26 protein-coding genes are annotated in these 25872 nt (G+C 60.9%); 4 read left to right on the top strand and 22 right to left on the bottom strand.

The window, feature by feature from the left end:
• Positions 1–174 precede the first annotated feature (174 nt).
• Complete coding sequence (locus tag BN1118_RS19175; RefSeq protein ID WP_043557538.1) at positions 175–1398, top strand: Nramp family divalent metal transporter; 1224 nt, start codon at positions 175–177, stop codon at positions 1396–1398.
• A gap of 110 nt (positions 1399–1508) precedes the next feature.
• A complete protein-coding gene (locus BN1118_RS19170; protein ID WP_043557537.1) occupies positions 1509–2357 on the top strand; it encodes an alanyl-tRNA editing protein in 849 nt (282 codons plus the stop codon).
• A 45-nt stretch (positions 2358–2402) separates the two neighbouring features.
• On the opposite strand, the gene BN1118_RS19165 is transcribed toward BN1118_RS19170, so the two are convergent.
• From BN1118_RS19165 to rnr, 6 genes are all read right to left on the bottom strand, one after another.
• Positions 2403–3239: a DMT family transporter gene (locus BN1118_RS19165; protein ID WP_043557536.1), complete on the bottom strand. Its 837-nt coding sequence runs from the start codon at positions 3237–3239 to the stop codon at positions 2403–2405.
• 128 nt (positions 3240–3367) lie between these two features.
• Entirely contained in the window at positions 3368–4228 is an 861-nt protein-coding gene (locus tag BN1118_RS19160; RefSeq protein WP_043557535.1) for a DMT family transporter, read from the bottom strand.
• 217 nt (positions 4229–4445) lie between these two features.
• Positions 4446–4895 carry a GNAT family N-acetyltransferase gene (locus BN1118_RS19155; protein WP_043557534.1) on the bottom strand — a complete coding sequence of 150 codons (450 nt, stop codon included), beginning with the start codon at positions 4893–4895 and terminating at the stop codon, positions 4446–4448.
• A 57-nt stretch (positions 4896–4952) separates the two neighbouring features.
• The gene (locus BN1118_RS19150; protein ID WP_043557533.1) at positions 4953–5519 is read right to left on the bottom strand and encodes a Crp/Fnr family transcriptional regulator; all 567 of its coding nucleotides are present in this window, start codon (positions 5517–5519) and stop codon (positions 4953–4955) included.
• Between the two features lie 10 nt (positions 5520–5529).
• On the bottom strand, positions 5530–6279 hold the full coding sequence (gene rlmB, locus BN1118_RS19145) for a 23S rRNA (guanosine(2251)-2'-O)-methyltransferase RlmB (protein ID WP_043557532.1): 750 nt from the start codon (positions 6277–6279) through the stop codon (positions 5530–5532).
• Positions 6276–8642: a ribonuclease R gene (gene rnr, locus BN1118_RS19140; protein ID WP_042869173.1), complete on the bottom strand. Its 2367-nt coding sequence runs from the start codon at positions 8640–8642 to the stop codon at positions 6276–6278. The genes rlmB and rnr overlap by 4 nt, the downstream gene beginning before the upstream one ends.
• A gap of 134 nt (positions 8643–8776) precedes the next feature.
• Here rnr and BN1118_RS19135 point away from each other — a divergent pair, with 134 nt between their 5' ends.
• Positions 8777–9799 carry a GGDEF domain-containing protein gene (locus BN1118_RS19135; protein ID WP_043557531.1) on the top strand — a complete coding sequence of 341 codons (1023 nt, stop codon included), beginning with the start codon at positions 8777–8779 and terminating at the stop codon, positions 9797–9799.
• 62 nt (positions 9800–9861) lie between these two features.
• Here BN1118_RS19135 and luxS read toward each other — a convergent pair whose 3' ends face one another.
• The 8 genes from luxS to BN1118_RS19095 form a co-directional block, all read right to left on the bottom strand.
• Positions 9862–10371 (bottom strand): S-ribosylhomocysteine lyase, encoded by a 510-nt coding sequence (gene luxS, locus BN1118_RS19130; protein ID WP_042869168.1) that lies wholly within the window; start codon positions 10369–10371, stop codon positions 9862–9864.
• A gap of 18 nt (positions 10372–10389) precedes the next feature.
• Positions 10390–10983 (bottom strand): transglycosylase SLT domain-containing protein, encoded by a 594-nt coding sequence (locus BN1118_RS19125; protein ID WP_276203889.1) that lies wholly within the window; start codon positions 10981–10983, stop codon positions 10390–10392.
• Between the two features lie 61 nt (positions 10984–11044).
• Entirely contained in the window at positions 11045–11383 is a 339-nt protein-coding gene (glnB, locus tag BN1118_RS19120) for a nitrogen regulatory protein P-II (protein WP_005308848.1), read from the bottom strand.
• Positions 11384–11392: 9 nt separating this feature from the next.
• Positions 11393–13015, bottom strand: a complete 1623-nt coding sequence (locus BN1118_RS19115) for an NAD+ synthase (protein ID WP_043557530.1) — start codon at positions 13013–13015, stop codon at positions 11393–11395.
• A 73-nt stretch (positions 13016–13088) separates the two neighbouring features.
• Entirely contained in the window at positions 13089–15188 is a 2100-nt protein-coding gene (locus tag BN1118_RS19110; RefSeq protein WP_043557529.1) for a type IV pilus modification PilV family protein, read from the bottom strand.
• 12 nt (positions 15189–15200) lie between these two features.
• Positions 15201–16298, bottom strand: coding sequence for a PilX N-terminal domain-containing pilus assembly protein (locus BN1118_RS19105; protein WP_043557528.1), 1098 nt, complete (start codon positions 16296–16298; stop codon positions 15201–15203).
• A 1-nt stretch (position 16299) separates the two neighbouring features.
• Positions 16300–16923 carry a PilW family protein gene (locus BN1118_RS19100; RefSeq protein WP_084214198.1) on the bottom strand — a complete coding sequence of 208 codons (624 nt, stop codon included), beginning with the start codon at positions 16921–16923 and terminating at the stop codon, positions 16300–16302.
• Positions 16914–17450 (bottom strand): GspH/FimT family pseudopilin, encoded by a 537-nt coding sequence (locus BN1118_RS19095; RefSeq protein ID WP_043557527.1) that lies wholly within the window; start codon positions 17448–17450, stop codon positions 16914–16916. The genes BN1118_RS19100 and BN1118_RS19095 overlap by 10 nt, the downstream gene beginning before the upstream one ends.
• A 93-nt stretch (positions 17451–17543) precedes the next feature.
• On the opposite strand from BN1118_RS19095, the gene BN1118_RS19090 reads away from it, so the two are divergent.
• On the top strand, positions 17544–17930 hold the full coding sequence (locus BN1118_RS19090; protein ID WP_043135448.1) for a type IV pilin protein: 387 nt from the start codon (positions 17544–17546) through the stop codon (positions 17928–17930).
• Between the two features lie 21 nt (positions 17931–17951).
• Here the strand turns inward: BN1118_RS19090 and tppA are convergent, their stop codons facing one another.
• The 8 genes from tppA to fkpB form a co-directional block, all read right to left on the bottom strand.
• On the bottom strand, positions 17952–18353 hold the full coding sequence (gene tppA / locus BN1118_RS19085; RefSeq protein WP_043557526.1) for a type IVa pilus pseudopilin TppA: 402 nt from the start codon (positions 18351–18353) through the stop codon (positions 17952–17954).
• A gap of 8 nt (positions 18354–18361) precedes the next feature.
• Complete coding sequence (locus tag BN1118_RS19080) at positions 18362–21715, bottom strand: pilus assembly protein (RefSeq protein WP_043557525.1); 3354 nt, start codon at positions 21713–21715, stop codon at positions 18362–18364.
• Positions 21716–21726: 11 nt separating this feature from the next.
• Positions 21727–22203: a pilus assembly PilX family protein gene (locus BN1118_RS19075; RefSeq protein WP_103471818.1), complete on the bottom strand. Its 477-nt coding sequence runs from the start codon at positions 22201–22203 to the stop codon at positions 21727–21729.
• Positions 22204–22214: 11 nt separating this feature from the next.
• Complete coding sequence (locus BN1118_RS19070) at positions 22215–23309, bottom strand: PilW family protein (protein ID WP_043557523.1); 1095 nt, start codon at positions 23307–23309, stop codon at positions 22215–22217.
• On the bottom strand, positions 23306–23719 hold the full coding sequence (pilV, locus tag BN1118_RS19065; protein WP_043141549.1) for a type IV pilus modification protein PilV: 414 nt from the start codon (positions 23717–23719) through the stop codon (positions 23306–23308). Before pilV ends, BN1118_RS19070 begins: the two co-directional genes overlap by 4 nt.
• Positions 23716–24219: a type IVa pilus pseudopilin TppE gene (gene tppE, locus BN1118_RS19060; protein ID WP_043141552.1), complete on the bottom strand. Its 504-nt coding sequence runs from the start codon at positions 24217–24219 to the stop codon at positions 23716–23718. Before tppE ends, pilV begins: the two co-directional genes overlap by 4 nt.
• A gap of 260 nt (positions 24220–24479) precedes the next feature.
• Positions 24480–25415, bottom strand: coding sequence for a 4-hydroxy-3-methylbut-2-enyl diphosphate reductase (gene ispH, locus BN1118_RS19055; protein WP_043557522.1), 936 nt, complete (start codon positions 25413–25415; stop codon positions 24480–24482).
• On the bottom strand, positions 25415–25867 hold the full coding sequence (gene fkpB / locus BN1118_RS19050) for an FKBP-type peptidyl-prolyl cis-trans isomerase (protein WP_043557575.1): 453 nt from the start codon (positions 25865–25867) through the stop codon (positions 25415–25417). Before fkpB ends, ispH begins: the two co-directional genes overlap by 1 nt.
• Between the last annotated feature and the right edge of the window lie 5 nt (positions 25868–25872).

The raw sequence follows: 25872 nt of genomic DNA, 5'->3' as shown, positions 1-25872 counted from the left end.
CGTATGGTGTGTTTAGACACTGCTTTCTAGGGCGGCGTATTGTACGAAATCACATCCCTCACTGCAACTGGCCGCCACAGATGTTTTTATCTATGGGTATGATACAAAACATCAATTGATAATAATTATCATTTAGATCTATTCTATCTCCATAATCTTATGGAGGGTGATTCCATGCAACCCGCGCTGACCACGGCCATCCCGGCCCGCAAATTCAAACTGACCCTGCTTGGCCCCGCCTTTATCGCCGCCATCGGCTATATAGACCCGGGCAACTTCGCCACCAATATCCAGGCCGGCTCCACCTTCGGTTATCAGCTGCTGTGGGTGGTGGTATGGGCGAATCTGATGGCCATGCTGGTGCAGACCCTCTCAGCCAAGCTCGGCATAGTCACCGGCAAGAACCTGGCGGAGCACATCCGCGATCGGCTGCCCAAACCAGCGGTCTGGGCCTACTGGGTACAGGCGGAGATCATCGCCATGGCCACGGATCTTGCCGAGTTCATCGGTGCGGCCGTGGGTTTCAAGCTGCTGCTCGGCGTCACCCTGCTGGAAGGCGCCGGCATCACGGCCGTGGTCACCTGGGGCATTCTGATGCTGCAATCCCGCGGTCAGAAGCCGCTGGAGTTCGTGGTTGGCGGTCTGTTACTGTTCGTGGCGGCGGCCTATATCGTCGAGCTGGTGTTCTCCCGCCCCCACCTGCCCAGCCTGCTGGAAGGCGCCCTCTTCCCCGGTCTGCCCAACAGCGACGCCGTCTATCTGGCCGCTGGCGTGCTCGGTGCAACCGTCATGCCTCACGTCATCTACCTGCACTCGGCGCTGACCCAGCACACCCAGGATCAGGGCACAGTACCTCAGCGACTGCACACCACCCGGGTGGACGTCGCGATCGCCATGACCATAGCCGGCTTCGTCAACCTGGCCATGATGGCCATGGCGGCGGCCGCCTTCCACGGCGCCGGCAACCAGCCCGTGGCCGAACTCGAAACCGCCTACCAGACGCTCACTCCCTTGCTGGGTCAGGCCGCCGCCACCCTGTTCGGCCTGTCACTGGTGGCCTCAGGCATCTCCTCCACGGTAGTGGGTACACTCGCCGGTCAGGTGGTGATGCAAGGCTTCGTGCGCTTCACCATACCGCTCTGGCTGCGCCGCGCCATCACCATGGCCCCCGCCTTCGTGGTGATCGCCATGGGGCTCAACACCACCGAAATATTGGTGCTGAGCCAGGTGGTGCTGAGCTTCGGTATCGCGCTGGCGCTCATTCCGCTGCTGATCCTGACCGGCGATAGGGCGCTGATGGGCGAGTATCGCAACCACCCGGTGACCCAGGCAGTCGGCCGCCTCATAGTCGCGCTGGTGATCGGGCTCAACGCCTACCTGCTGGTCGCCATGATCTAGCGCTCACAACCCGCGATTCAGGCCGGCTCATTAACCCAGGTTAATGAGCCGGCCTGCACTTTGGCGTATGCTGCGGCTCTCTCTTCCTCTTCGATTCGCAGGAGCCATCCATGGAACATACCCGAGCCAGCTTCGTGCTGGGCCACCATCATGAACAGGCCAGCGTGCTCTTCTGCCAGAGCGGCGACACCAGCCTGCTGGTCACCGACCTCACCCCTTTCCACCCCCAGAGCCACCTCTGGCCCGATCAGCCAGGCGATGTGGGCACGGTTTGCTGGGATGGCGGCGATGCCAGTGTGGGCCCCTGCCGCATGGGCGCCATCAGCCCGGAAGGCGAACTGTTCGTGGACACAGAGATTCCGGTCAAGCGTGGCGCCGAAGGCTGGGCCTTCGTGGTGGTGCATCCCCTGGCAGGCCGGCACTCTCTGGCGGTGGGCTCACGGGTTGAACTGAAGGTAGATGCCACAGTCCGCCACGCCCTGAGCCTGGGCCACAGCGGCTGCCATCTGGCAGCGCTGGCCCTCAACCGGATGCTGGTTCCCTACTGGCGCAAAGAGGTGAGCGAGCGCGACGCGCTGGATCAGCCCGACTTTGACCGCCTCGCCATCCAGACCTCGCGGGTCGAGCCCATGGGTTCCCTGGAGCAGTACCGCATCGGCAAGAGCCTGCGCAAGAAGGGGGTCAATAGTGACGCTTTGTTGGCGGAACTGGCGCAGATCGAGACCAGCGTAAACCAGCAGTTGGCAGACTGGCTGTCGGCCGGTGGCGAGATCCGCCGCAGCCGGGCCGGCGAGGCCATCATAGCTTCGCGCTACTGGCACTGCATGCTTGAAGGTAAAGAGGTCACCATCCCCTGCGGCGGCACCCATGTCGGCACCTTGGCCGAGCTGGGCCAGGTGCGGGTGCAGCTCGCCCCCTGCGAGGAGGGCTTCACCCTGACGACCCGGGTCACTCCCTGAGCCAACCGTCAGGCCGGGGCTATCCCGGCCTGACGTCGTCACCCATCAGCCGAGGCGGATCAGCAAGATACCGCAGAGGATCACCAACGCGGCCCACAGCCGTACCCGCCCCAGCTTCTCCCCCAGCCAGCCCCAGGAGAGCAGCATGGCAAACAGCACGCTGCTCTCGCGCAGCGCCGCCACCAGTCCGATGGGCGCCAGGGTCATGGCCCAGATGACGATGCCGTAGGCAAGCAGTGACAGAGCACCGCCGAGGGCACCGGTACGCCATGCCGCGAGATCGAGCGCACGCCAGGCGGTGCGACTCTGCCAGCGCATCAGCAGCGGCATCATCAGCGCAGTCAGGGCAAACAGCCAGAGGGTGTAGCGCACAGGCGCCCCGGCCGAGCGGGCGCCAGCGCCGTCGGACAGGGTATAGGCGGCGGTGAACAGCGCCGTGATCAGCACGGCACGCAGGGCAGCAGGCGCCAGCCTGATACCGCCGCGCCAGGCCATCAACAGCACCCCGCTCACCAGCACCAGGGCACCCGCTACCGCCAGCCCACCGGGCACCTCCCCCAGCAGCAGGGCCCCGAGCAAGAGGGTCACCAGGGGGGCACTGCCACGGGCCAGCGGATAGATCTGGCCGAACTCCCCCAGTCGATAGGCCCGACCGAGAAACAGGCAATAGCCGCAATGCAGCAGGATGGAGAGCGCCAGCCAGGGGTATTCGGCAGCCACAGGCAACCCCACCAGCGGCAAGAAGGGGGCGGCAAACAGCCCGGAGCAGAGGGAGACCAGCAAGACGCTGACGCGCCCCTCGGCCTGGCGCTTGGCCAGCGCATTCCAGAGGGCGTGCAGCAGCGCGGCCAGCAGGATGGCCGCAAAGAGGGTGGGTGTCACGATGGGGTTCCTGTCACTGAGAGCGGGACAGGCTAGCCTATTTTCGGTGCCACAACCGGGATCGGCTTCATAAGCTGCTCATATGACAAACCGGCAAGCAGCCGGTTTGTCATATGGAGGAGAGCGCGCTAGCGCAGGCGACGCTGCCAATGGATGGCCAGCAGGATAAAGCCCACCCCGACCCAGAGGTTCCAGGCAGGGATCTCGCCAAACAGCCAGACCCCCAGCAGCACCACGAACATCAGGCCGGAATACTCGGTCGTCGCGATGCGGTTGGCCTCGACCTGCCGATAGGCATAGATGCAACTGGCATGGTAGAGCAGTTGCATCACGCCGCTGCCACCGATCAGCGCCAGCAGACGCCAGTCCACCGGCTGCCATTGATTCACCGCCAAGCCCGCCGTCAGTGGCAATGCCAGCAGGTTGGCCCAGAACAGGGTCGCCACCACAGAGATACCCGCTGGCAGCTTGCGGCCGGTCACGTTGAACAGCGCCAGGGTGAAGGCGGTCACCAGGGCACCCAGCCCCGCCAGATGAAAATCCCCCGGCTTGAGCACGAACACGACCCCGATCAGCCCCATGCCTCCCAGCAACCAGACCCGGGAATTGATCTTCTCCTTGAGCAGCCAGGCCGCTAGCGGCAGGGTCAGCAGCGGAGAGACGTAGAAGATGGCGTTGGCCGTGGCCAGCGGCAGCTGGGTCAGGGCCAGCATCATGCCGCCCCCGCCGAGCAGGCAGAGGTGACCGCGCAGCAGGTGCCATTTCCAGGCGCCCAGTCCCCAGGCCGCTCTCGGCACCCGCAGCATGAAAGGCAGCAGCACCAGCAGGGTCAGCAGCTGGCGCAGGAACATGTATTGGAAGGGGCTGAAACCGGGGCCGATCAGCTTGACCAGCACATCGGAGAAGGCCTGGGCCAGATTGCCCAGCACCAGGGTGATGATGGCGAAGGTTTGCAGGTCCAGAGCGAACCGCTTGCGCAACAGCTCCATCAGCGACAGCCGCTCGTGTGGCGAACGCAGATAAAATGGCTCAACGGCTCAATCGCTGAATCTTGTTCTGTATTAATGGGGTAAAAAACCATTTTTAAACCTATCCATCAACGGTTGCCGATTAATCACTCAGAGGGTACCCAGTAACATGGCGGCGAGCACCCGTTTTCTTTACTACCTCAAGACATAATAATTTCATTGTTATGCCTAAAAGATATTAAGAGGAGGTCATGCCGATATGGGGAATGTCATCTTCCAGATAGGGCTCACCCACGGCGGTGAAGCCATGACGACCATAGAAACCCTGCAGGTGCGCCTGAGCGCCCAGATAGATGCTGACCTTGGGCCACAGTTGTTCGCATTCCAGCAGCGCCTGCTGCATCAACTGGTGACCCAGACCGTCGCCTCTGGCCTCGGGCGCCGTCACCACCCGGCCGATCACCACCTGATTCGCCTTGGCCACGCCGGGCGCCATCAGTCTGGCGTAGGCCACCAGCACGCCATCCTGCCAACCGAGCAAGTGCTGCACATCGGGGTGCTTGTCGACCCCGTCCAGATCGAGGAAAACGCAGGTCTGCTCCACCACGAAGACTCGGGATCTCAGGGTGAGCAGTTCATACAGTTCGTTGACGTCGAGTTGTTCAAAAGACTTGAGGGACCAGTTCATGGGGATTCCTTGCTCATGATGAGAAAGGCAGCATAGCCAGCCAGCAACGGGCTGGCATTAACCTTTGTTAAGATCCTTCAGCCGTTTGCGAATGCGGCTCAGGCTGATGGGGGTGATGCCCAGATAAGCGGCTATCTGGTGATCCGGCACCCTGGCGTCCAGCTCGGGGAAGCATTGCAGGAAGTGCTGATAACGGGCCTGGGGGCTCTCGGTCAACAGCAGCAACTCTTTCTCTTCCTTGATACGCAACTGTACCGCCAGCAAGTGGTGATACCAGGCGGACCAGCAAGGGAGCTGACGCAAATCGCTCAGGTTGAAGAGTTGCAGGCGGCAGGGCTCCAGCGCCTCAACACTGTAGCGGGCGGGTTCCCCACTGAGCAGATGGTGGAAGTCGATAAACTCGTCCCCCTCCCAATAGAACTCCTTGATGTACTCGCGCCCATCCGCCAGCACCACCTTGGCTCGCAGCAACCCCTGCTCCACCTTGACCAGCAGATCGGGCTGGTCACCGGCATGCCAGAGGCAGGAACGAGGGCTCAGGGTCAAAGGCCGGGCAAAAGAGAGGAGGCGCGTGGCCTCCTGCTCATTCATGACCCGATCCCGGCTAAACGGGGGTCTGTCCATCCCGTTCGCCTCAGGCGCGACGCTGACGCACGGCTTCGAACAGGCAGACGCCCGTTGCCACCGAGACATTGAGGCTGGAGACGGCCCCGGCCATAGGGATGCTCACCAGTTCGTCGCAATGCTCGCGAGTCAGGCGGCGCATGCCCTTGCCTTCGGCGCCCATGACCAGTGCCATGGGGCCGGTCAGCTTGGCCTGATAGAGGTCGTGATCTGCCTCACCGGCGGTACCGACCAGCCAGATGCCGCGCTCCTGCAACTCGCGCAGGCTGCGGGCCAGGTTGGTGACCTGGATCAGCGGCACCACTTCGGCGGCACCACAGGCGACCTTGCGCACCACAGAGGTCAGGCCGCTGGCCTTGTCCCGCGGCACTATCACCGCATGGACCCCGGCCGCATCGGCGCTGCGCAGGCAGGCACCCAGGTTGTGCGGATCAGTCACCCCGTCCAGCACCAGCAGGAAGGGGGCGGTCTCTTGCACCGCCAAGCTGTCCAGCAGGCTGGCCAGATCGTGCTCGGCCAGCTTGGGCGCCTCTATCACCTTGGCCATGATGCCCTGGTGATTGCTGCCTTCGGCTTTGTCATCGAGCGTCTTGCGGTTCACGCTCTGCACCTTGAGACCGAGGGATTCAAGCTCGGTCAGCAGGGGTTGCAGCCGGTCGTCATCCCGGCCCTTGAGGGCCCACACTTCGATGAAACGCTCCGGGGTACGCTCAAGCAGCGCAGATACAGCGTGAATGCCGTAGATCAGTTCAGTACTCATTTCGTGCTCTTGACCTTATCACGAGCCTTTTTGCTCGGTCGTCTGTTGCTGGGCTTGGCGCGGCCACCCTTGTCGGATTTACCGGTATCCTTGCCCTCTTTGCGTTTATCGTGACGCTGGCCACCCTTGGCAGGCTTGCGCACTACCTCTTTGCCATCCTTGCCGGTGAGTGGCGCTTCCACCATCACGAAGTCGATCTTGCGATCGTCCAGGTTCACGCCCATCACCTTGACGCGTACCTTGTCGCCCAGACGGTAGCGACGGCGGAAGTTCTCGCCGATCAGCTGCATGTGCAGGGGATCAAACTGGTAGTAGTCATTGGTGAGGGTGCTGACGTGCACCAGACCGTCGATGTGGATCTCCGCCAGACGGACGAAGAAACCAAAGCCGGTGACGCTGGCGATGACGCCGTCGAACTCGTCACCCACGTGGTCCAGCATGTACTCGCACTTGAGCCAGTCGGCCACGTCGCGGGTCGCATCGTCGGCACGGCGCTCTGTCATGGAGCAGTGCTCGCCCATGGGATCCACTTCTTCCAGCTGGTAGTGGTAACCACCGCTCGGAGTCCACTTGTGGCGCAGATTGCCCTGTTGCTCCTTGGCCGTCTGGTACTTGATGGCGCGGTGCAGGATGAGGTCGGGGTAACGACGGATCGGCGAGGTGAAGTGCGCATAGGACTTCAGGGCCAGACCGAAGTGACCTATGTTGTCGGCCTGATAGACGGCCTGACGCATGGAGCGCAGCAGCATGGTGGAGAGCAGCTCCGCATCCGGACGCCCTTCAAACTTGGCGGCCAGCTCGGCAAAGTCTTTCGGCTCTGGCTCGAGGCCCCCCTTGAGCTCCAGACCCAGTTCGGCCAGGAAGTCACGGAAACCGGTCAGACGCTCTTCGCCCGGACGGTCGTGCACCCGGAACAGGGCAAAGGCTTCGTTCTTCTCGATGTAACGGGCTGCGGCCACGTTCGCCTGGATCATGCACTCTTCGATGATCTTGTGGGCATCGTTGCGCACCAGCGGCACTATCTGGTCGATCTTGCGCTGGGCGTTGAAGATGAAGCGGGTCTCTTCGCTCTCGAATTCCACGGCGCCACGCTGGTGACGAGCGTGCTTGAGCGCCTTGTAGAGGTTGTTGAGCTCCTCGATGTGACCCACCAGCGGCTCGTACTGCTGACGCAGCTTGGGCTCGCCATCCAGGATCGCAGCCACCTTGCTGTAGGTCATGCGCGCGTGGGAGTTCATCACGGCTTCGTAGAACTTGTAACCGGACATGCGGCCGGCTGCTGAGATGGTCATCTCGCATACCATGCACAGACGGTCGACCTGCGGGTTCAGGGAGCAGAGGCCGTTGGAGAGCACCTCCGGCAGCATGGGCACCACGAACTCGGGGAAGTAGACGGAGTTGCCACGCTGATACGCTTCGGCATCCAGCGCAGTACCGGGCTTCACGTAGGAGGAGACATCCGCGATGGCCACCCACAAGCGCCAGCCGCCACCGCGCTTGGCTTCACAGAAGACGGCATCATCGAAGTCACGAGCATCTTCCCCGTCTATGGTGACCAACGGCAGAGCTCGCAGGTCGATACGACCCTCTTTGGCCTTCTCCGGTACCTGTTCGCCCAGACCGGCAACCTCCTTGGTCACCTCTTCCGGCCAGGTATGCGGGATGCCGTGGGTACGCAGGGCGATTTCGATCTCCATGCCCGGCGCCATGTTCTCGCCCAGTACGTCCAGCACGGTACCGACCGCGTTGATGCGGGAGGTGGCACGCTGATTGATGCGCACCACTACCACCTGGCTCTGGCGGGCACCCTTGTTTTCCCCTTCGGGGATGATGATGTCCTGGCCGATGCGGCTGTCATCCGGCACCACGAAACCAACGCCATTCTCGACGAAGTAACGGCCGACGATATCCGCCTCGCGGGACTTGAGCAGACGCACCAGACGCGCTTCCTGACGACCCTTGCGGTCAATCTCGGTCGGCTGCACCAGCACGTAGTCGCCATGCATCAGGCGCTGCATCTCGCGGTTGTTCAAATAGAGATCCGGTCCACCACCTTCCGGGCGCAGAAAACCGAAACCATCTTTGTGGCCGAGTACATACCCTTTCACCAGATTCAGACGATCCGGCAGGGCATAACATTGGTTGCGAGTGAACACGAGTTGCCCATCACGCTCCATGGCGCGCAGACGACGGCGCAAGGCTTCCAACGGCTCTTCGTCGGTCAGTTTGAGAGCCTTGGCCAGCTCTTCCCGGGACATGGGTTTTTCATGGCCCTTGATGAGCTCCAGCAGCATCTCGCGACTGGCGATGGGGTTTTCGTATTTTTCGGCCTCGCGTTGGAGGAAAGGATCTTTTTGAGACATAAGCAGGCCTTAGGGTAGGTAATAACGCAGACATTATATCGAAGGGGGGAGCTAATGGCATCCATCGGCTGCCTTTTGGCCAATCTCTCTGTCATACTATGCAAAGTTTGCAGGCATGATGAGACACGGAACTCATGAGCAAGGACTCGTTCGCCCAATCCGCCGCCTATCTGAAGCAGGCGGTTCCCCTGATGATCAAGTATCAAATTCCCACGACGCCGGATAATTACACCCTTTGGTATAACTATGTGGCCGCCAGCATGCCCGAGCTCAATCAGGCCATCGATCAGGCCATCAAGCTGCAGGGCACCTGCTCTCTCACCACTTGCGAACGCCTCTATCACCAGCATCTCGCCGCCGAGGACGAGCAGCAGATGGAGGCGATGAAGCTCACTCTGGCTGCCATGGCCAACGAGCTCGGCCATAGCATGCAGGATGCCATCTCCGACACCGGCATGTTCCAGGAGATGCTCGACAAGAGCTTCGATCGGCTGAGCCTCATCGACGATGAGGGGCTGAGCCTGGAGGATACCATGGGTATCCTGCGGGATCTGGTACGCGAGTCGCGGGATGTTCGCATGTCGACCATGCATTTTCGCAATCAGCTCAGCAGCGCCGAGAAGGAGATCAAGGAGCTGCGCGAGGCGCTGAATGAGACTCGCAAGTTGGCCAACGAGGATGCCCTCACCTCCCTGCTCAACCGACGCGCCTTCGATCTGGAGATAGACGGCCTGATCCGCGGCAAGCGCCCCTTCTCTCTCATTTTGTCGGACATAGACCGCTTCAAGAACTTCAACGATGAATATGGCCATCTGCTGGGGGATCAGGTATTGCGCGCCTTCAGCAAGCGGCTGCGGGAAACCTGCAAGGAGGGCATCACCGCCTACCGGCTCGGTGGCGAGGAGTTTGCCCTGCTGGTGCCCATGCGCAGCCTGGCCCTGAGCCGCCAGATGGCCGAGAGCCTGCGCCGGGCCATCGAGAAGATGTCCATTCTGGATCGCAAGTCTGGCCGCCGCATCGACCACATCACGGCTTCGTTCGGGGTGGGCGAGTACAATGGCCAGGAGACGGGCGATGCCCTGGTCGAACGTACCGACAAGCTGCTCTACAAAGCCAAGGAACTGGGCCGAAACCGGGTGATGCCGCTGCCATCCTGATCCTTCCAGACAACAAAAAGGCCGGTCAATGACCGGCCTTTTTCATGCTGGCGATACCAGGCTCAGAGGCTTTTCAGCTTCTCTTCCGGCAGGGCCAGCTCGTCGTTGTGGTTGACGCCAATGCCGCGCTCCAGCACGTGACGGGCGATGGCATGGGCCTCTTCCAGCGAATGCATGCTGAAGGTGCCACACTGGTATTCGTTCAACTCCGGGATTTTGGCCTGATCCTGCACTGTCAGCACATCGCTCATGGCCGCTTGCCAGGCTGCGCCGACACGGGCCTCGTCCGGTGCGCCGATCAGGCTCATGTAGAAGCCGGTACGGCAACCCATGGGGGAGATGTCTATGATCTCCACCCCATTGCCGTTCAGGTGATCACGCATGAAACCGGCAAACAGGTGCTCGAGGGTGTGGATGCCACGCTCGGAGAGGATCTCCTGGTTCGGCACGCAGAAACGCAGATCGAACACGGTAATGGTGTCCTTGTTCGGGGTCTGCATTGTCTTGGCCACGCGTACCGCAGGGGCTTCCATGCGGGTGTGGTCAACGGTAAAACTGTCCAATAACGGCATTTCTGACTCCTGATTTGGTTACCAGAACCAGCCCCCGCTGGAGAGCTGATCCTTGCATTGTCGATACTGGGCGCCGTAGCGCTGGGCGCGAGCCTCTACCTTGCGGGAGGTCTTCATCAACCACCCCTTGCTGCGGTAGCTGCCACGCCGGTAGCCACCCCACCCTTCGTGATAGTTGAGATACTGGCCATAGGCATCCCACTTGGAGGTGCCGTTCAGCCGCTGGGCCTTGTTAGTGTACCAGCCCATGAAATCGATGGCGTCGGCAAAGTCGTCGCGACTGCTCCAGCCGTTGCCGGTTTCCCGCTGGTAATCGTCCCAGGTTTCGTCTTTCACCTGGGCATAACCATAAGCGGAGCTGGCCCGCCCGGTCGGGATGAAGAGGAAGTACCCCATCGGCGGCTGGGCGTCGTGTACGAAGGAGGACTCCTGGTACATCATGGCCATCACCACCTGGATCGGTGTACCCCACTTCTCGTTCATCTTGAGTGCCGCCTTGTGCCACTCGGGTTTCTCCCGAAAGATCTGGCACAGGTTCTCCGGCTGGGCCGGCGGCCGGGTACTGCAAGCGGTCAGGCCGGCCAGCAGGCCTGCCACCGCAGCGAGGCGCATCCATGACATCAGCCGTGTTGCATCTTCGTTCTCTTGATCGTTACGAGGCACATGCATCACATCAAATCGCGTCTTCGTTCTCTTCGCCGGTACGAATACGAATGACCCGTTCCACCTCGCAGACGAAAATCTTGCCGTCACCTATCTTGCCGGTGCGGGCTGTGTTCTGGATGGCTTCCAGGCAGGCATCGAGATCCTCGTCCTGCACCACCAGCTCCACCTTTACCTTCGGCAGGAAATCCACCATGTATTCGGCACCGCGATAGAGCTCGGTGTGCCCCTTCTGGCGGCCGAAGCCTTTGACTTCGGATACCGTCATGCCGTTGATGCCGATCTCGGCCAGGGCCTCGCGCACATCGTCCAGCTTGAACGGTTTGATGATGGCTTCAATCTTCTTCATGGTGACTCCTTACCAGTTCTGTTTGCCAAACCCGGATGTGATGGGGTAACGGCGATCCTTACCAAAGTTGCGGGCCGTGATACGGGGCCCGACGGCGGCCTGACGGCGCTTGTATTCGTTGAGATCCACCAGCCGGATCACCTTGCGCACCACGGCCTCCTCGAATCCCTCTGCCACCAGATCGGCGACCGAGGCATCCTCTTCCACGTAGCGCTTGAGGATGGCATCCAGGATGTCGTAGGGGGGCAGGCTGTCCTGATCCACCTGGTCTGGTGCAAGCTCTGCCGAGGGGGGACGGTCGATGACCCGCTGCGGGATCACGTAATCGACCGAGTTGCGATATTCGCACAATTTGAAGACCAGCGTCTTGGGCACGTCCTTGAGCACGTCGAAACCGCCCGCCATGTCACCATACAGGGTGGCATAGCCCACGGCCATCTCGCTCTTGTTGCCGGTGGTCAGCACTATGCGCCGACGCTTGTTGGAGAGTGCCATCAAGAGCACGCCACGGCAGCGAGCCTGCAGGTTCTCTTCCGTGGTATCCCGGGCTGTGCCGGCAAACAGCGGTGCCAGCTGGGTCATGAAACCTTCGAACATGGGCTCGATGGAGATGATGTCGAACTCGACCCCCATCCGCTCGGCCTGCTCCTTGGCATCCTCCACACTCATCTGGGCTGTGTAGCGGAACGGCATCATCACCGCCTGCACCTTGTCCGCCCCTATGGCATCGGCCGCTATGACCAGGGTCAGGGCGGAATCGATACCGCCGGAGAGACCCAGCACAGCCCCCTGGAAACCGTTTTTGGTGATGTAGTCACGCACCGCCAGCACCAGTGCCTGATAGGTCTCGGCCAAAGGGTCGAGCGACGCGGCAGGCTCCCGTTCTTTCAGCGGCTGCCCGGCGGCAAAGCGCACCAGGGCCAGCTCTTCGGCAAACGGAGCCAATTTATGGGTCAGCTCGCCCCGACCATTGAACACCTTGGAACAACCGTCGAAGATCAGCTCGTCCTGGCCACACACCTGATTGAGATAGACCAGCGGCAAACCTGTCTGGTGGCAGCGGGTCGTCATCAGCTCATGGCGGATCCAGGGTTTCTCCTGATCGTAGGGCGAGGCGTTGATGGTGAGCAGCAGCTCAGCTCCCGCCGCCTTGGCGGCCAGCGCCGGGCCCGGTTGCCACAGATCTTCGCAGATGAGCAGTCCCAGCTGATGACCACGGAAGGGCACCACGCAGCTATCCGTGCCAGCGGTGAAGTAGCGCTTCTCGTCAAATACCCCGTAGTTGGGCAGATCCTGCTTGAAGTAACGGGCGATAAGCTTGCCCTGCTCATAGAGAGAGGCCGCATTATGGAGCGCAGCCCCCTCACGCCAGGGGTGACCCACCAGAATGGCACACTTGCCCTGCCAGGCCGTGATGCGAGCCAGAGCAGCGTCGACCCGGATCATCAGATCGGCACGCAACAGCAGATCTTCCGGCGGGTAGCCGGTCAGGGCCAGCTCGGAGCACACCAGCAGATCAGCACCTTGCTGCTCGGCCTGGGTGGCCGCAGCCAGCACCTTGTCACAGTTATCTTCGATGGCGCCTACCGTCAGATTCAACTGGGCAAGCATCAGAGAGAGGGCTTTTGCCATGGCGATGCATCTTAAAATCGAAAATGATGGGGAATGATAAAGAAAAGGCGCTGGCTGTGCCAGCGCCCAAGGCTCAAGGGGTGCAAGTCAGGTTGGCAGCGTTGGTGACGCCATTGTCCACCAGCAGGGAACAGGGCCCGCTCAACACCTGATTGTTGGGCTGTGGCGTCATCTGCACGCTGAAAGAGGGCGGCTGCAGCATGTAGGTTGTGCTGCCCTGATTGGTGTAGGAAAGATTGATGGCCAGCGTCGCATTTTCCGGGGCCTCGCACAGATAGGCTGCGGGCTGGTTGTTCGCCTGCGGTTTGTCGATACGGCAGGTCGCCCCCGAGTTTGGCGTGCTGATGCTCAGGTTGTTGAAGGTGTTCTTGCTGCAGGCCTCTGGCGGCGGATTATTGTTCCCCTTGCCACGATCCAAGCATTGGATTCGGCCACTGACTTTGATGGTCGGTACCGTCTGCTGGCTTGCATCAATTTTCACCAGCATGTCGGCGCTCAATGCCAATGATTGATCCTGCGGGGAGATCAGGGAGGCGGTGATCCCCGAGTTCCCCTGATAGGCGGCGACCCGGATAATGACGTCCCGCAGTATCTGGCCGCTGTCTTTGGTCGATTTTTTCGCCGTCATGTAGCCGCGACTGTAACTGCCAAAATAGTAGTTATTGAGGTCCACCACGGTTTTCACCGCTTCATTGGTGACGGTTGCATAATCGGTGGCGCTGCCGGTCAACAGGGTCAGTGGTCCCATGGTCCATTCTGCCAGCATGGTCAGGTTGATATCCTGAAACGGCACCTTGGTCAGATAGTCAGTCGCGCTGGTGTCGATGCCAACCAGATAGACAGGGTCAAGCACGTCCACATAGATGCCGCGAGCGATGAGCTGCGCCGTGCCGGTACTGACTGTGATGCCTGTCGTGGTATCTCCCCCAGTCTCTGCATTGGAGGCCAGCCAGGCCGAAAAGTCGGTGATCGTCGGGAGTGTGGCGGAGGCGCCTTGCGTCCAGTTCAGGGTCGACTTCTGCCAGTCGATGTAAGTCTTGACCACGTACTTGATGTATTTCTGATAGCTGGCCTGATTGGCCGGCTTGGCCAGAAAATCGGCCGTGGTCACCACTACCTTGACCAGGTTCCAGTCTGGCAAGGGGCGATAGAAACCGTCCAGCCGGACAAAACGACAGGCGTCCACATATTTGCCACTGGTGACAGTGCTCAAGGCACTGTTGTAACGCACCCGGCTGGTGTTGAGCGGAGCATAGAAGTTAGTAAAGCTGGAGCCACTGCCATCGAAGTGATCCTTGCAGCAGCTGGTACACAGCGTGGGCTGGCCATTGACGCTGCTGTCGAGCGTCCCGGTCGGCTTGCTCTGCATGGCACCGGCTTTCCAGTAAAGTTGCTTGCTCGCCGAACTGTAGACCTGCCCCGGCAAATAGGCGGTCAGGCTGGAGCCATAACTGCATGAGCAGGAGACTGAGGCCATGTCCTGCAACACCTGCTGGGTGTTGCCTCCGGCCTCAGGCTTGTAAGTCACGGTTTCAAACTGCACCAACTTGCCGACCTGACCATCTTTGGACGTGACTGTGGGCAGGGGCTTGCTGGTCTCCTGCTTGTTGCCATCGCCCAGCTCAACCGAGATGACATCCGGGGCAACCCCAGGCGTATAGTTGACCTTGGGTCCCTGCCTTGCGGTGTTCAAGCCCCCGTTCAACTGATCTGTGCTCAAGGACTCTATCGGCGATACATTACCGACAAGCTGCAGCGTATGGGATTGCCCTTCGCTATCCGACCAGCCGACATTGACTGCCACCGCCTTTCGCCCCGGATAGCTGAGGCGATAGCCGACTGGCGCCGTGCCTTGCCAGGTTGAGCCATTCAGATACTGATTGGTCACGGTCCAGGCCAGAGAATAGGGCTCCCCCGACAGGGTAACGGCGGCACTGGCCGAGGTGATCTGGTTGTAGGCCGTGAGCGGTGCCGTTGCCGTCATCACGCCATTGAAGTTGCGGAACTCATCGAGTTTTGACTCAGCCAGGCGCATCGCCGTCTCATAGCGACGGCCATCCTGCGAGACAGTCAGCGCCGACTTTGACATGGCGACCAGGCCGACAACCCCGACCCCCAGTACGACCAGCGTGATCAAAATCTCAAGCAGGCCAAATCCTTTTTGCCTATTCATCCTCATCTTCCTCTACCAGTCCCGCCAACTGCCGGGCACCTGATTGACGACCTGAAAAGCGGCGCCATTCGAGATGTTACTCAATACATTGGCATCGAACTTTGCATCGTAGGTGCCGTTGGCATTTCCCAGCTGATAATTGGATACCATGGCGCCATGCACTATGGCCCCGCCGGTCAGCTTCACATCCGTGCCGGCCGCGGCCGGGTTGGACGAGTAGGCAAAGACCAGACCGTACAGCACAGTGTTGCCATTGACCGCCAGATCACCGTTGCGCACTATCAGGATCACGGGGGCGGCCTCTGAGCCGACGTTGGCAGAAGGCTTGCAGTCGCCATCTACTATGATGAGCCCGGTCGAGGCAGGGCCGAGGGAGCTGCAATCGGTCAGTCGCAGTGTGGCTCTGGCCTCCAGATTGGTCCAACCGGCAGCATCATCCTTTTCATTGAACAGATACCAGACCAGATCGGTCGGAAAGGCGGCATCGTTGTCCTTGATATCCGACTGCTTGTCCCCTTTCTGGCTGATATTGGCCGAGCAGCCGCCGCTGTAATCCCCCTGATGGCACGTTTGCCCCGTACCCGTAATGAGGTCGACGTCGCCACTGGTCCAGACCGACAGGGGCACACCCAGCCCACCGCCATTGGGATTGGCCACTATGGTGAAGTTGCCGCCGACCGCCATGCCGCCAGCCACGGTCAAGGGGGCCGCAGGCGATCCCGCCAACACGCTGAAGCGAACCACCTTGGTCTCTACCGCTGCCTGCGCCTGATCGTTGCTCAGCGTTGCCTGGGAGCGCACCCGGATCGGAGTCACCACCACGGACCCCACGGTAATGGCCGTGTCATCCACTGACGAGAGCGTGTAACTGCCCGTGGTCAGCGTGGTCGTCGCCGAACTGGTGCGCCAACCCGGATCCAGCGTCAGTCGCCCCAATCCATCCGCCATGCCCTGCTCTGCCATCGCCATGGCTTGACGATAGAGCACCTCATTGAGGGTTACCCGGCGATCGGCCACCAGCATCTTGCCGACCAGCAGTGAGATACCCAACAAGATCAGCACCAGCAGCAACGTGATGGTGAAGGTGGTAAAACCCGACTGTCGGCTCATATCAGTACCCATCATTACGCAGTTTGATGTCTCGCTGCAGATTCAGGGTCAGTGCGGGCGCAGACTTGAAACGACCGCTCATCATCAACTGCAGTGCCCGCGCCCCGCTGACCTGGCTGCTCGGCAGCAACCTGAGGGTCATGGCGGTTATCTCTATGGTGTCATCGGTAGAAACAAGGCTGCCGTTGCCACATGTCGTCGCACCAGTCCCCTGCTTGATCCCCTTGTCAGCACTGCTGTAGCTGTAGACCAGGGTGTCGTCCGTGTTCAGTACACCGTTCTCATCATTGTCATAGCGCACCCTGATACAGGTATAGAGGCCGGAGCCCGTCGCCGTTTCATTCATCAGATCCGTTGCCGTATCAAAATAGAAACTGGAGCGGCTGCCGGATGCTGCGGCAAGAAATTGAGTCGCATTGGTGTCATACCCGGTTCGCTGGATATCGCGCGCTATCATGTCCGTCAGCAGCTGGATCTCCTGATTCAGGCGACTGGTCTGCATGGCGGTATGATTGGCCTTGAGGATGGTGGCGAACAGCGAGGTGACAGCCGCGACCAGCAGCAGCCCGGCCACCATGGCGACCATCAGTTCGACCAGGTTGAAACCATGAGCCCTCAATCGCATGTCACCTCCCCGACCAGGTTGCTGACGGCACAGGTGCGTACCCGCCCGAGGTTGCTGGTCACCACCTTCATGCTGGCAACGGACGAGGCAACCGTGATGCTGCCGCTGGGCAGGGTGCCGCGACGGGGAGAAAACGTGATAGGGCGCACCTGGCTCGATGATTCGGTATAGGTCGCCGTCAGGACAATGCCCGGAAACTCGCTGGCATCGGCCCCCTTGCGACCCTCGATACTGGAGCAGGCATCGCTGCAACTGCCGCAGGTTCCGTCGATGCTGATGCGATAGCACCAGTTGTTGGTACCACTGTTGAACAGGATCATCTGCAAGTTGCGATTGCGCTTGAGTGCTTCGGACTTGAGCAACATCACATCCGTATAGACGGCCTGAGTCGCCGCCTTGACCATCTGGTCCTGGCGCAATGATTGATAGCTGGGAATGGCCACGGTCAACAGCAGGGCGACCAGGGCCAGGGCAACCATCAGTTCGATCAGGGTAAAACCGGCGGATCTGCCCTCTGTGCATTCCATTAGCTCAAGACTCCTTTCTTTTTGCTCATGCCAGTAGAGCGTACTGTCAGTACTATCCTATAGTATCAACCTGTTTCACGAACCATGCCGCCCATGAGAATCAAACAATCAGGTATCACACTGCTGGAGTTGATGGTCGTGATCGCCATCGTCGCCATCATTGCCTCTGTCGCCTACCCCAGCTTCACCGATGGTTTGCGCAAATCCCGCCGGGCCGAAGCCTTCAAGGGATTGCTCAGCATGCAGCTCAAGCAGGAGGAGTTTCGGGTCTCCAACACCAGCTACAGCGCAACCCCCTCCCAGGTGGGTAACCCTGCCAGCGATTACTACACCTTCACCATTTCAGGGGCGACCGCGACCACCTATACCCTGATCGCCACCACCAAAGGGGCTCAGGTCGGAGACAAGGCCGGCAGCACTGCCTGCGATACCCTGACACTCAACAAGGCCGACACCAAGACCCCAGCCGATTGCTGGTAACAGGCGACCGTTATCGATGCCCTACCAACACTCTGCCGCCGTCATGGTGGCGCCTGACACCCCTTGCTGCCCGCCCTGATCCAGGGTCAGCAGGCCGCAGGGGTCACCATTCATGGCTCCGGTTGGAATCGCCGTCAGGGTATAACGACCCCCGCTGGCATTGAGCGCCAGGTTGTAATAAGCCTCTCCCCCCTCCTTTGGCAGGGTCGCCAGTCCGGCAGAAGCCAGATTCCCACCATCATAGTTGCCCTCGGCGGTAAACTGCCGCTCCAGATATTGCGCGGCCTCCAGCAAGGTCGCCTTGGCTTCGGCCCGCTTGGCCGAGGCGATGTAGTTGTTGTAACTGGGGTAGGCGATCACGGTCAGGATGGCCATCACGGCCACCGCAATCATCAACTCCATCAGGGAAAATCCACGCACCATGCCAGCCTCTAGTCCAGTTGCAACCAGGATTGACGACCACCCAGATCGCCCGCCCCCTCTTCCAGCGTGACCGAGATGTTGCCACTGGATCCGCTGATGTATTTACGCTCCATGTCCGCATCCTCCACCACGCTCGGGGTCGTGGTGAGTTCGTCAAATTGCTTGCCACTGACCGGCACCTTGACGTCATTGCCGGCATCATCCTTGATCCCCACATAGTCATCATCGTTGACGGCACCGTCACCATTGACGTCAAACACCGAATAGGTCAAACGGGCCCCCGACACGGGATCCAGCTCCATCAACCAGGAACGACCGCCGAAGTCACAAGCATCTGCCGAGGGGATCAGGGTGTTGAAGATAAGCCGCTTGTTCCGAAACAGCATCTCGGAGACGGCGCGCTCCCCCACTCCTTTGCTCAGCCCGGGTGACTTCAATACCAGGTACCAGCCCTTCTGACTGGTGTAGTTGACTGCCTTGCTGGACACCACCCGGACGTTGAACTTGATGGTGGTGCCATTGGCCGAATACTCGTGGGTGATGCTCTGTTGCAGCAACTGGCTGCTGCTCACCTCGGCCCCCGTGTCCCAGATACCATAGACGGCCTCCAGCCTCGGAGTTGCAGGCAACAGCTTGTCATCGTTGGTGAAATAGCTCCCCGTCCCCATCAGCACCATGATGCCCCCCTTGGGATGGCGGATCGCCAGTGGCCGCATGGTAATGGGTTGGCGCGTACTGGCCGAGCAGGTGCCATTGCAGGCCTGGAACAGCGGCTTTGGCTTGTTGCCGGTCTTGAAGGCGCTGCCCCACTGGGCGCTGTTGTTGTCGGTCAGATCGAACTTCCACAGGTTGCCCTGCAGATCGCCGGCATAGACATAATCAGCCACCCGATCGCCGTCCTCATCCACCGGCAAGGGAGATGAGAGACCGTTCGGTTCGCTGGCCGAGCCCACCTGGGTATCTATCTCCTTGATCACGGCGCCGGTCGCCAGATCCAGCACGAACAAGCGCGCCGTCTGGCTGGTGCTGTTGTAACCGTTGGCCACCAGCGCCACCCACTTGCTGCCGGACTTGACCCGAACCAGGGTCGGCGCAGCCAGTGCCACCCCCATCTCGGCGTTCGTGAACTCCCACAGCATCTTGTCGGCGGTGAAGCTGTCCGGCGCCGTCACGTCGATGGCGAATACGGCCTTGCCACCGGCCCCCGTCGACCCCAGCAGCACCGTCTTCCAGCTGCTGCCAAGGTAGGCATCACCGACCTTGGGTGTCCCGTCCACATAGTAACGATGACTGTAATCCGGCTTGGTCAGCAGGCTCAGATCTCCCAGCAGGCTGGCGGGAATATAGGCCAGCTTCTCGACCCCGTTGGCGACGCGAAACCCATGCAGCATGCCATCATTGGCTCCTACATAGAGCATGGGTGTACGGCGACTGATCGCCGTCGAGCCGAGGAACGTCTGGTAGCTGTCCCGCTCCGTCTGGCTCAGCCCGGTGGCGCTGGCATAGCCGTAGTCCCTGACACCGACATAGACGGGATCCGAGTTGATGATGTCCCCCAGCAGATCGCTGCGACTGCGAAACAGGCCGCCATTGCTCTGTTCACGGCTGCGATCACCGCGCAGATAGGTGACCCGGTTCTCCCCCTGGTTGTCGCCGGCGATGTTGAACAGGGCGCGGTTGGTGGCATTGAGATCGGTCCAGGTGAAAGGGATGCCGACCCCGTTTTGCCGGGTGAAAATAGTGCGGGCCGAATGCGCCGGGATCAGGGTCGCCGCATCCCAGGCCATGGAGCCCAATGATCCATCGCTGTTGAGCGGAATGGAAACCAGTTGTCCCGACCAGTCCCCGCTGTTGTAACGGGCCTGATAGATGTGGGTATTGCTGTCCAGCCGGGTCGCATTGGCGGTCACCGAACTGGCTGAGCTGTTGCGGGCCGCGATCTGGGCAAGGGTACTGCTCAGGGCCGCGGCAAAGGTGTCGGGGTCGGCCGCACTGAAGAAGCTGCCCTTGCTGTTGAGTGCCGCATGCCAGAGATCATCGATCTTGTACTCCGGAATGTAGGTCGGGTTCTTGTACTCCTTGTCATCCGGATCATGGGGATTGGGCCAGTTGCTCGGGATGCCGTTGGCCGGATTGAGCGAGCCATTCACCCCCAGCCCGACGGTGAAATTGACCAGATGCTGCCAGTTGGCGGGATCTGCCGTGCTGGTCGGTACCTTGTTGGCCAGATCGGTGCGCAGATCCGCCTTCCAATACTGGTAGGCCACATCGGCCAGGGTATTGCTGTAACCGTCCTTGTCCTGATCCCCCACCGAAGGGGTGTCTCCGTTCCAGTAGCCGTCCGTCATCAGTATGTTGTAACTCTGACGGCAGGTGAGGTGCGGCAGAGTGCTGCCCGCACTGGTGGCCCAGGGGCCATTGTTGTCCGTGCGGGAGAAGTACTCCCCCACATCCTTCAGACTGGTGCGCAGCGGTGTGCCGGACGCCAGAATGTCGCGGCTGTAGAGGTCACTGAAAAATGCGCTGCGATCGGTGCCGGAGAAGGGGGCCACACCACGGATCACGCTGCCACTGGCGTTGATGGTGGCAAAGCCGACCCGGATGGCTTGCCCCTGACTGGCAAAGGCCCGCCCAACCCCGGCCCTGGCCGCCAGGATCCTGGAGCGATAGTAGGTATACCAGTTGGCGAAGTTCTGGATCTCCTCGTCATAGGTGCAGACGGGGGCGCTCTTGCAGTCGCTGCGGTTGGGGCGTCCGCCATAGGTGCTGCCCGACTTGATCTCGACCCGGGTGTAGCTGCCCACCTTCTTCACATCGCCACTGCCCTTGTAGGCAAAGTAGACGGCGGGCCAGAACGTCTCGTCATCGTTGTAGTCGCTGGAGGAGAATCCGGTGTAGTAACGCAGCGATCTAGACCGGTTGTTCTTGGTCAGGTCACGGCAACCGGCGGCCGTATTGAACGGATTGTGCGGCGCACAGCTGATGCTGGCGTTCGCCATCAGGGTGCCATCCGCCTTGGCCCAGGGACGGTAGCTCTGCAGCGGGTTGTAGTAGAGCTTGTTGTTGTTGCTTGAGCGGGTATAGGCGTTGCGGTCGTTGTTGCTGGTGAAGGTGACGGTCCGGTTGTCATAGTCCTCGCTGCCATACACGTTGTCGACGCGGGGATAGACGTAGCGGGCGCTGTTCTCGATCAGCCCCTCCGGCATCAGCTCGAAGTGCATGGAGCCGGAATCATCGAGGCTGAACATGATGTTGGGCTCGGCCCGGGTACCGAGATAGAGGGGAACCTGGGCAATATCGAGCGCGGCCTGCACCGACGAGCAGAGCAGCAGGGCCGAGAGTCCGTAGCCAGATGTGCGCATGGGTTGCCCTCCTAGCGGCTGTAGGTCGATTGCAACAGCACCCGGCTCTCATCCGAGAGACCGAATCCCCTTGCCGTGATGCGATAGAGGCGACGCTCGCCTATGGGTTCGTCGACCGCCAGACTCTCATTGCCAGCCTGGGTGTAGGGCAGTCGCTCGATGAAGTACTCGGGGGCGCGCCCCGCCAGACCGCTGTTGGCATAGGTACGCCAGGCCGTGGAGGGAGACGCGGGATCCACCGCCACGCTGACGAACTCGTACAAACCGGCGCTGTTGTCATAGGGGCCTGAATTACCGGCTTCCAGATAGCGCTCGGCGGCACGCAAACCGGCCTCCGCCGCCTGCAGCGCCTGCTGTGACTCCTTCTGGTTGCCCGCCATCTTCTCCTGCAGCAGTGCGCCCTGCATGCTGGCCATCGCCAGCAGGCTCACCATGGCCAGAAAAATCAGGCTGATCACCAGTGCCATTCCCTGTTGTCGAGGCATCATGGATTCCATCCTCATGGCAGCCGGTTGCGCAGGGCGACCGTGGTTTCGGCCACCCAGTACCAGTGATTGTCGCCAGCCTGGAAGGTCGAGCCCGCAAAGCTCAAGGACTGGGGCGCGGAGACCAGATTGCCCTGAGCGCTGCGCATCAGGAGCTGGACACCAATCCCCAGCACGTTGTCCCAGTTCGGATTGCTGGCGGCGCTCACGTAACGATCCGCCGCCCGATCCCGGTTCTGATCCTCGCCGAAGGTCAGCTGGATGTCGGTCACCCCCTCGACCAGCGGCATGCCAGCGGCGAGACCGCTCTTGCGATAGAGGGTGTAGGGGGCGCTGGCCGAGGCCCGGGCAATGTAGTAGATCCGGGTCTCCATCCGGCTCAGTATCGAACCGGCACCAAAGCGCTCCTCGACCGGGCTGCTGGCCCCGCCCCAGGAGCTGATTGCATTGCCTGGGGTGTATTTGTTGTCATTGGAGTGACCTATGTTGACCTCGGTCCCCGCTCCCACCACCTGGGTCTGGGTGATCTGGAAGATCCGGGCCTTCTGGCAATCGGAGACCATGACTATGTCCCCTTCGCACAGGTCGCTGTAGCCCTGCTTGCCGGTGCCGCAGTAGTTCGCCTTGCTGGATATCTGCTGCACGAACAGCTGGGCGGCGCTGTTGTTGCGTGTCACCGGCACCCCGGCCCCGGTCGGCCCCTGGATCAACAAGACGTCGCTACCCGGCCTGGGTTTGGGCTCGCCTGCGGTGAACAGGGCCGACAAGGCGGCGGGCAGAGTGGCGGTGACATTGTCATAGCCACGCAGATAGACGGTGAAGTTGTAGGGCAGTGCAGTCCCGCCGGTGAGGGTATTGGTGATGTTGACCCCCTGCTTGCTCAGACACCCCTGATAACCCACCATTCGCAGCTCTTTTTGCAGCAGGTTGACGGCAAATCGGCTGTCTTCCTGCACCCGGGCTATGGCCTCGCCGGTCAGATAGGTCTTATGGTTGCCGAGAAAAACCTGAATGATGATGCCCACCGTCAGCAGAGACAGCACCAGAGCTATCATGACCTCCACCAGACCGACCCCGGCCTGCCGTCGCAGTGACGGGCGCCCGCTCACAGATCCGTCCTCAGCGTCATGCTGCGCAACGAAGGCTCGGTCGGCAGCCGGCTGGCATCCCACTGTATGGTGATGGTGGCCTGCCCCGCGCTGATCACAATGGCGCCATCGCCGCTCGGCAGACCGGTCAGCGCCTGTTTCCAGTACTGCAGATCCAACATGGCCATCGAACTGCCTGAGACGGCCTCCCCCAGCCCCACGTTGTACTGGCCGAGCAGGGCCGCGCTGCGATTGGCCCGCATCATGTCGGTGATCATGTAGGCGTACTGGGTCGCCTCGGTGCGGGTCAGCGCCGACTGGTTGCTCTTGAGTGCCTGCAGTTGCAAGGTTGCCATGCCGAGGATGCCGATCGACAGCACCAGCACGGAGATCAGGATTTCGAGCAGTGACAGTCCTTGTTGACGCTTCATATGCAGCTGGTCTCCTGGATGGAGGGACGGCCGGCGGGGGTGATCATGATGTCCCGTGCCGGCTCGGCGGCACAGTCAGGTGGTTGCAGGGAAAACACCAGCGTCACCTGCTGGCGGCCATCGAGAAAGCCGTTGCCACTGAAACGCAAGAGCGAGGTGTTGCTGACCAGAGTGCCTGACCCCATGTCGGGGAAGAGGCGCAGCAGCTCACCATTATCCAGGGTGCCATTGCCGTTGCTGTCGACCCAGATCTGCCAGCCCGACTCCCAGTGATGCTGGGTAATGTTGCTGGCTGTGGCGGAGAGGGTCACAGCCGTATTGCGGCGAATGGCTTCGGAGCGGGCAAGGTTGATGGCGGCCACGAAATTGTTGGCCTGGGTGGTCAGCGTGATGTTGCGCAATACCGCGCTAAAGGAGGGGACTCCCAGGGTCAAAAGGATCGACACGATCGCTATGGTGACCATCAGCTCGATAAGGCTAAAACCTGAACGCAAAAACATCCTGTTTCGCTCTGATTTCGTTGGGGGCTTGCCTGCATATCCATGTGCCATCAAGCCAGATGAGAAGATCATCAGCAGTCTAGACTGCGGCTCTTCGCTTGCAATTCAATCTACTCAAATCTTGGACATACATCATCAATTTTCGCTGGGTTCCTGCGGCATCCGGCTAAACAAGATTCATAAGAATCGTGCATAAAAAAGCCACCTCGCAGGAGGTGGCTCGGGGACCCATCATCTCATCCCGACCAACAGGATGCGGATCAGAGGATCCGCAGCTCGGGCGGCACTTCAAACACCACGTTCTCTTCGCGACCCGGGTGCTCGACGACCATATTGCCGCCCAGCTCGCGCAGACGGGCGATGACGTTCTGCACCAGCACGTCCGGTGCCGAGGCGCCGGCCGTCACCCCGATGCGCTCGACCCCCTCCAGCCAGCCGGTTTCGATCATGGAGGCATCGTCGATCAGGTAGGCGCGAGCCCCCACCTTCTCGGCCAGCTCGCGCAGACGGTTGGAGTTGGAAGAGTTGCGTGACCCGACCACCAGCATGGCGTCCACCAGCCCCGCCATCTCCCGCACCGCATCCTGGCGGTTCTGGGTGGCGTAACAGATATCGTCCTTGCGTGGCCCCTGGATCTTGGGGAACTGCTTGCGCAGGGCGTCGATCACATCCGAGGTTTCATCCACACTCAGGGTAGTCTGGGTGACGAAGCAGAGATCATCCGGATTCTTCACCTGGAGTTTGGCCACATCGTCCGGCGTTTCCACCAGATACATGCCGCCTTCGCGGTTCTCGTACTGGCCCATGGTGCCGATCACCTCGGGGTGACCCGCGTGACCGATGAGCACGGCTTCGGAGCCCTTGCGACTGGCGCGATGGACTTCCATGTGTACCTTGGTCACCAGCGGGCAGGTGGCATCAAACACCTTGAGGGCTCGGGATTTGGCCATCTCGCGCACCGTCTTGGCCACGCCGTGGGCGGAGAAGATGACGATACTGTCGTCCGGCACCTCGTCCAGCTCCTCGACGAACACAGCGCCCGCCTCTTTCAGCTTGTTCACCACATAGCGGTTGTGCACCACTTCGTGACGGACATAGATGGGAGCACCGAACTTCTCCAGCGCGCTCTCGACTATGCTGATGGCACGATCGACACCGGCGCAGAAACCGCGAGGATTCGCGAGCAGAATATCCATCAGGTCACCTTCTCCTCGTCATCAACGCCCAGGATCTCCACCTCGAAGGTGACGGTATGACCGGCCAGGGGGTGGTTGAAATCGACAGTCACCGACATGCCTTCCACCGCCCGTATGATGCCGGGCAGCTCGCTGCCATTGGGCTGGTCGAAGAGGATGATGGTGCCGACCTTGGGGTCCACATCGGCACCGAACTTGGCTCGGTCCAGATGGTAGATGTTGTCGGGATTGGCGAGGCCGAACGCCTGCTCCGGCGCCAGCGTGAAGCTCTTGGCATCGCCCTGTTGCAGGCCCAGCAGGCACTGCTCGAAGGTGTTGGTCAGGCTGCCATCCCCCATCCGCAGGCGGGCCGGTTTGCCGTGCAGCGCAGTGCTGTCTGCAACGGAACCATCCTCCAGCTTGATGGCGAAGTGAAACAGCACGCTGCTGTTGGCCGTAATTTCGGCGGCGATAGGCT

Origin of the sequence: Aeromonas bestiarum (assembly GCF_000819745.1) — a bacterium.
GTDB classification, from domain to species: Bacteria; Pseudomonadota; Gammaproteobacteria; order Enterobacterales; family Aeromonadaceae; genus Aeromonas; species Aeromonas bestiarum.
The sequence above is the reverse complement of the archived record's forward strand: the minus strand, read 5'-3'. Positions and strand labels throughout refer to the sequence as shown.

Excerpts from the sequence above, each read along its gene's own strand:
- BN1118_RS19175 (WP_043557538.1), top strand. The coding sequence starts at position 175 with ATGCAACCCGCGCTGACCACGGCCATCCCGGCCCGCAAATTCAAACTG.
- BN1118_RS19170 (WP_043557537.1), top strand. The coding sequence starts at position 1,509 with ATGGAACATACCCGAGCCAGCTTCGTGCTGGGCCACCATCATGAACAG.
- BN1118_RS19160 (WP_043557535.1), bottom strand. The coding sequence starts at position 4,228 with ATGGAGCTGTTGCGCAAGCGGTTCGCTCTGGACCTGCAAACCTTCGCC.
- BN1118_RS19155 (WP_043557534.1), bottom strand. The coding sequence starts at position 4,895 with ATGAACTGGTCCCTCAAGTCTTTTGAACAACTCGACGTCAACGAACTG.
- BN1118_RS19150 (WP_043557533.1), bottom strand. The coding sequence starts at position 5,519 with ATGGACAGACCCCCGTTTAGCCGGGATCGGGTCATGAATGAGCAGGAG.
- rlmB (WP_043557532.1), bottom strand. The coding sequence starts at position 6,279 with ATGAGTACTGAACTGATCTACGGCATTCACGCTGTATCTGCGCTGCTT.
- rnr (WP_042869173.1), bottom strand. The coding sequence starts at position 8,642 with ATGTCTCAAAAAGATCCTTTCCTCCAACGCGAGGCCGAAAAATACGAA.
- BN1118_RS19135 (WP_043557531.1), top strand. The coding sequence starts at position 8,777 with ATGAGCAAGGACTCGTTCGCCCAATCCGCCGCCTATCTGAAGCAGGCG.
- luxS (WP_042869168.1), bottom strand. The coding sequence starts at position 10,371 with ATGCCGTTATTGGACAGTTTTACCGTTGACCACACCCGCATGGAAGCC.
- BN1118_RS19125 (WP_276203889.1), bottom strand. The coding sequence starts at position 10,983 with ATGCGCCTCGCTGCGGTGGCAGGCCTGCTGGCCGGCCTGACCGCTTGC.
- glnB (WP_005308848.1), bottom strand. The coding sequence starts at position 11,383 with ATGAAGAAGATTGAAGCCATCATCAAACCGTTCAAGCTGGACGATGTG.
- BN1118_RS19115 (WP_043557530.1), bottom strand. The coding sequence starts at position 13,015 with ATGGCAAAAGCCCTCTCTCTGATGCTTGCCCAGTTGAATCTGACGGTA.
- BN1118_RS19110 (WP_043557529.1), bottom strand. The coding sequence starts at position 15,188 with ATGAATAGGCAAAAAGGATTTGGCCTGCTTGAGATTTTGATCACGCTG.
- BN1118_RS19105 (WP_043557528.1), bottom strand. The coding sequence starts at position 16,298 with ATGAGCCGACAGTCGGGTTTTACCACCTTCACCATCACGTTGCTGCTG.
- BN1118_RS19100 (WP_084214198.1), bottom strand. The coding sequence starts at position 16,923 with ATGCGATTGAGGGCTCATGGTTTCAACCTGGTCGAACTGATGGTCGCC.
- BN1118_RS19095 (WP_043557527.1), bottom strand. The coding sequence starts at position 17,450 with ATGGAATGCACAGAGGGCAGATCCGCCGGTTTTACCCTGATCGAACTG.
- BN1118_RS19090 (WP_043135448.1), top strand. The coding sequence starts at position 17,544 with ATGAGAATCAAACAATCAGGTATCACACTGCTGGAGTTGATGGTCGTG.
- tppA (WP_043557526.1), bottom strand. The coding sequence starts at position 18,353 with ATGGTGCGTGGATTTTCCCTGATGGAGTTGATGATTGCGGTGGCCGTG.
- BN1118_RS19080 (WP_043557525.1), bottom strand. The coding sequence starts at position 21,715 with ATGCGCACATCTGGCTACGGACTCTCGGCCCTGCTGCTCTGCTCGTCG.
- BN1118_RS19075 (WP_103471818.1), bottom strand. The coding sequence starts at position 22,203 with ATGATGCCTCGACAACAGGGAATGGCACTGGTGATCAGCCTGATTTTT.
- pilV (WP_043141549.1), bottom strand. The coding sequence starts at position 23,719 with ATGAAGCGTCAACAAGGACTGTCACTGCTCGAAATCCTGATCTCCGTG.
- tppE (WP_043141552.1), bottom strand. The coding sequence starts at position 24,219 with ATGTTTTTGCGTTCAGGTTTTAGCCTTATCGAGCTGATGGTCACCATA.
- ispH (WP_043557522.1), bottom strand. The coding sequence starts at position 25,415 with ATGGATATTCTGCTCGCGAATCCTCGCGGTTTCTGCGCCGGTGTCGAT.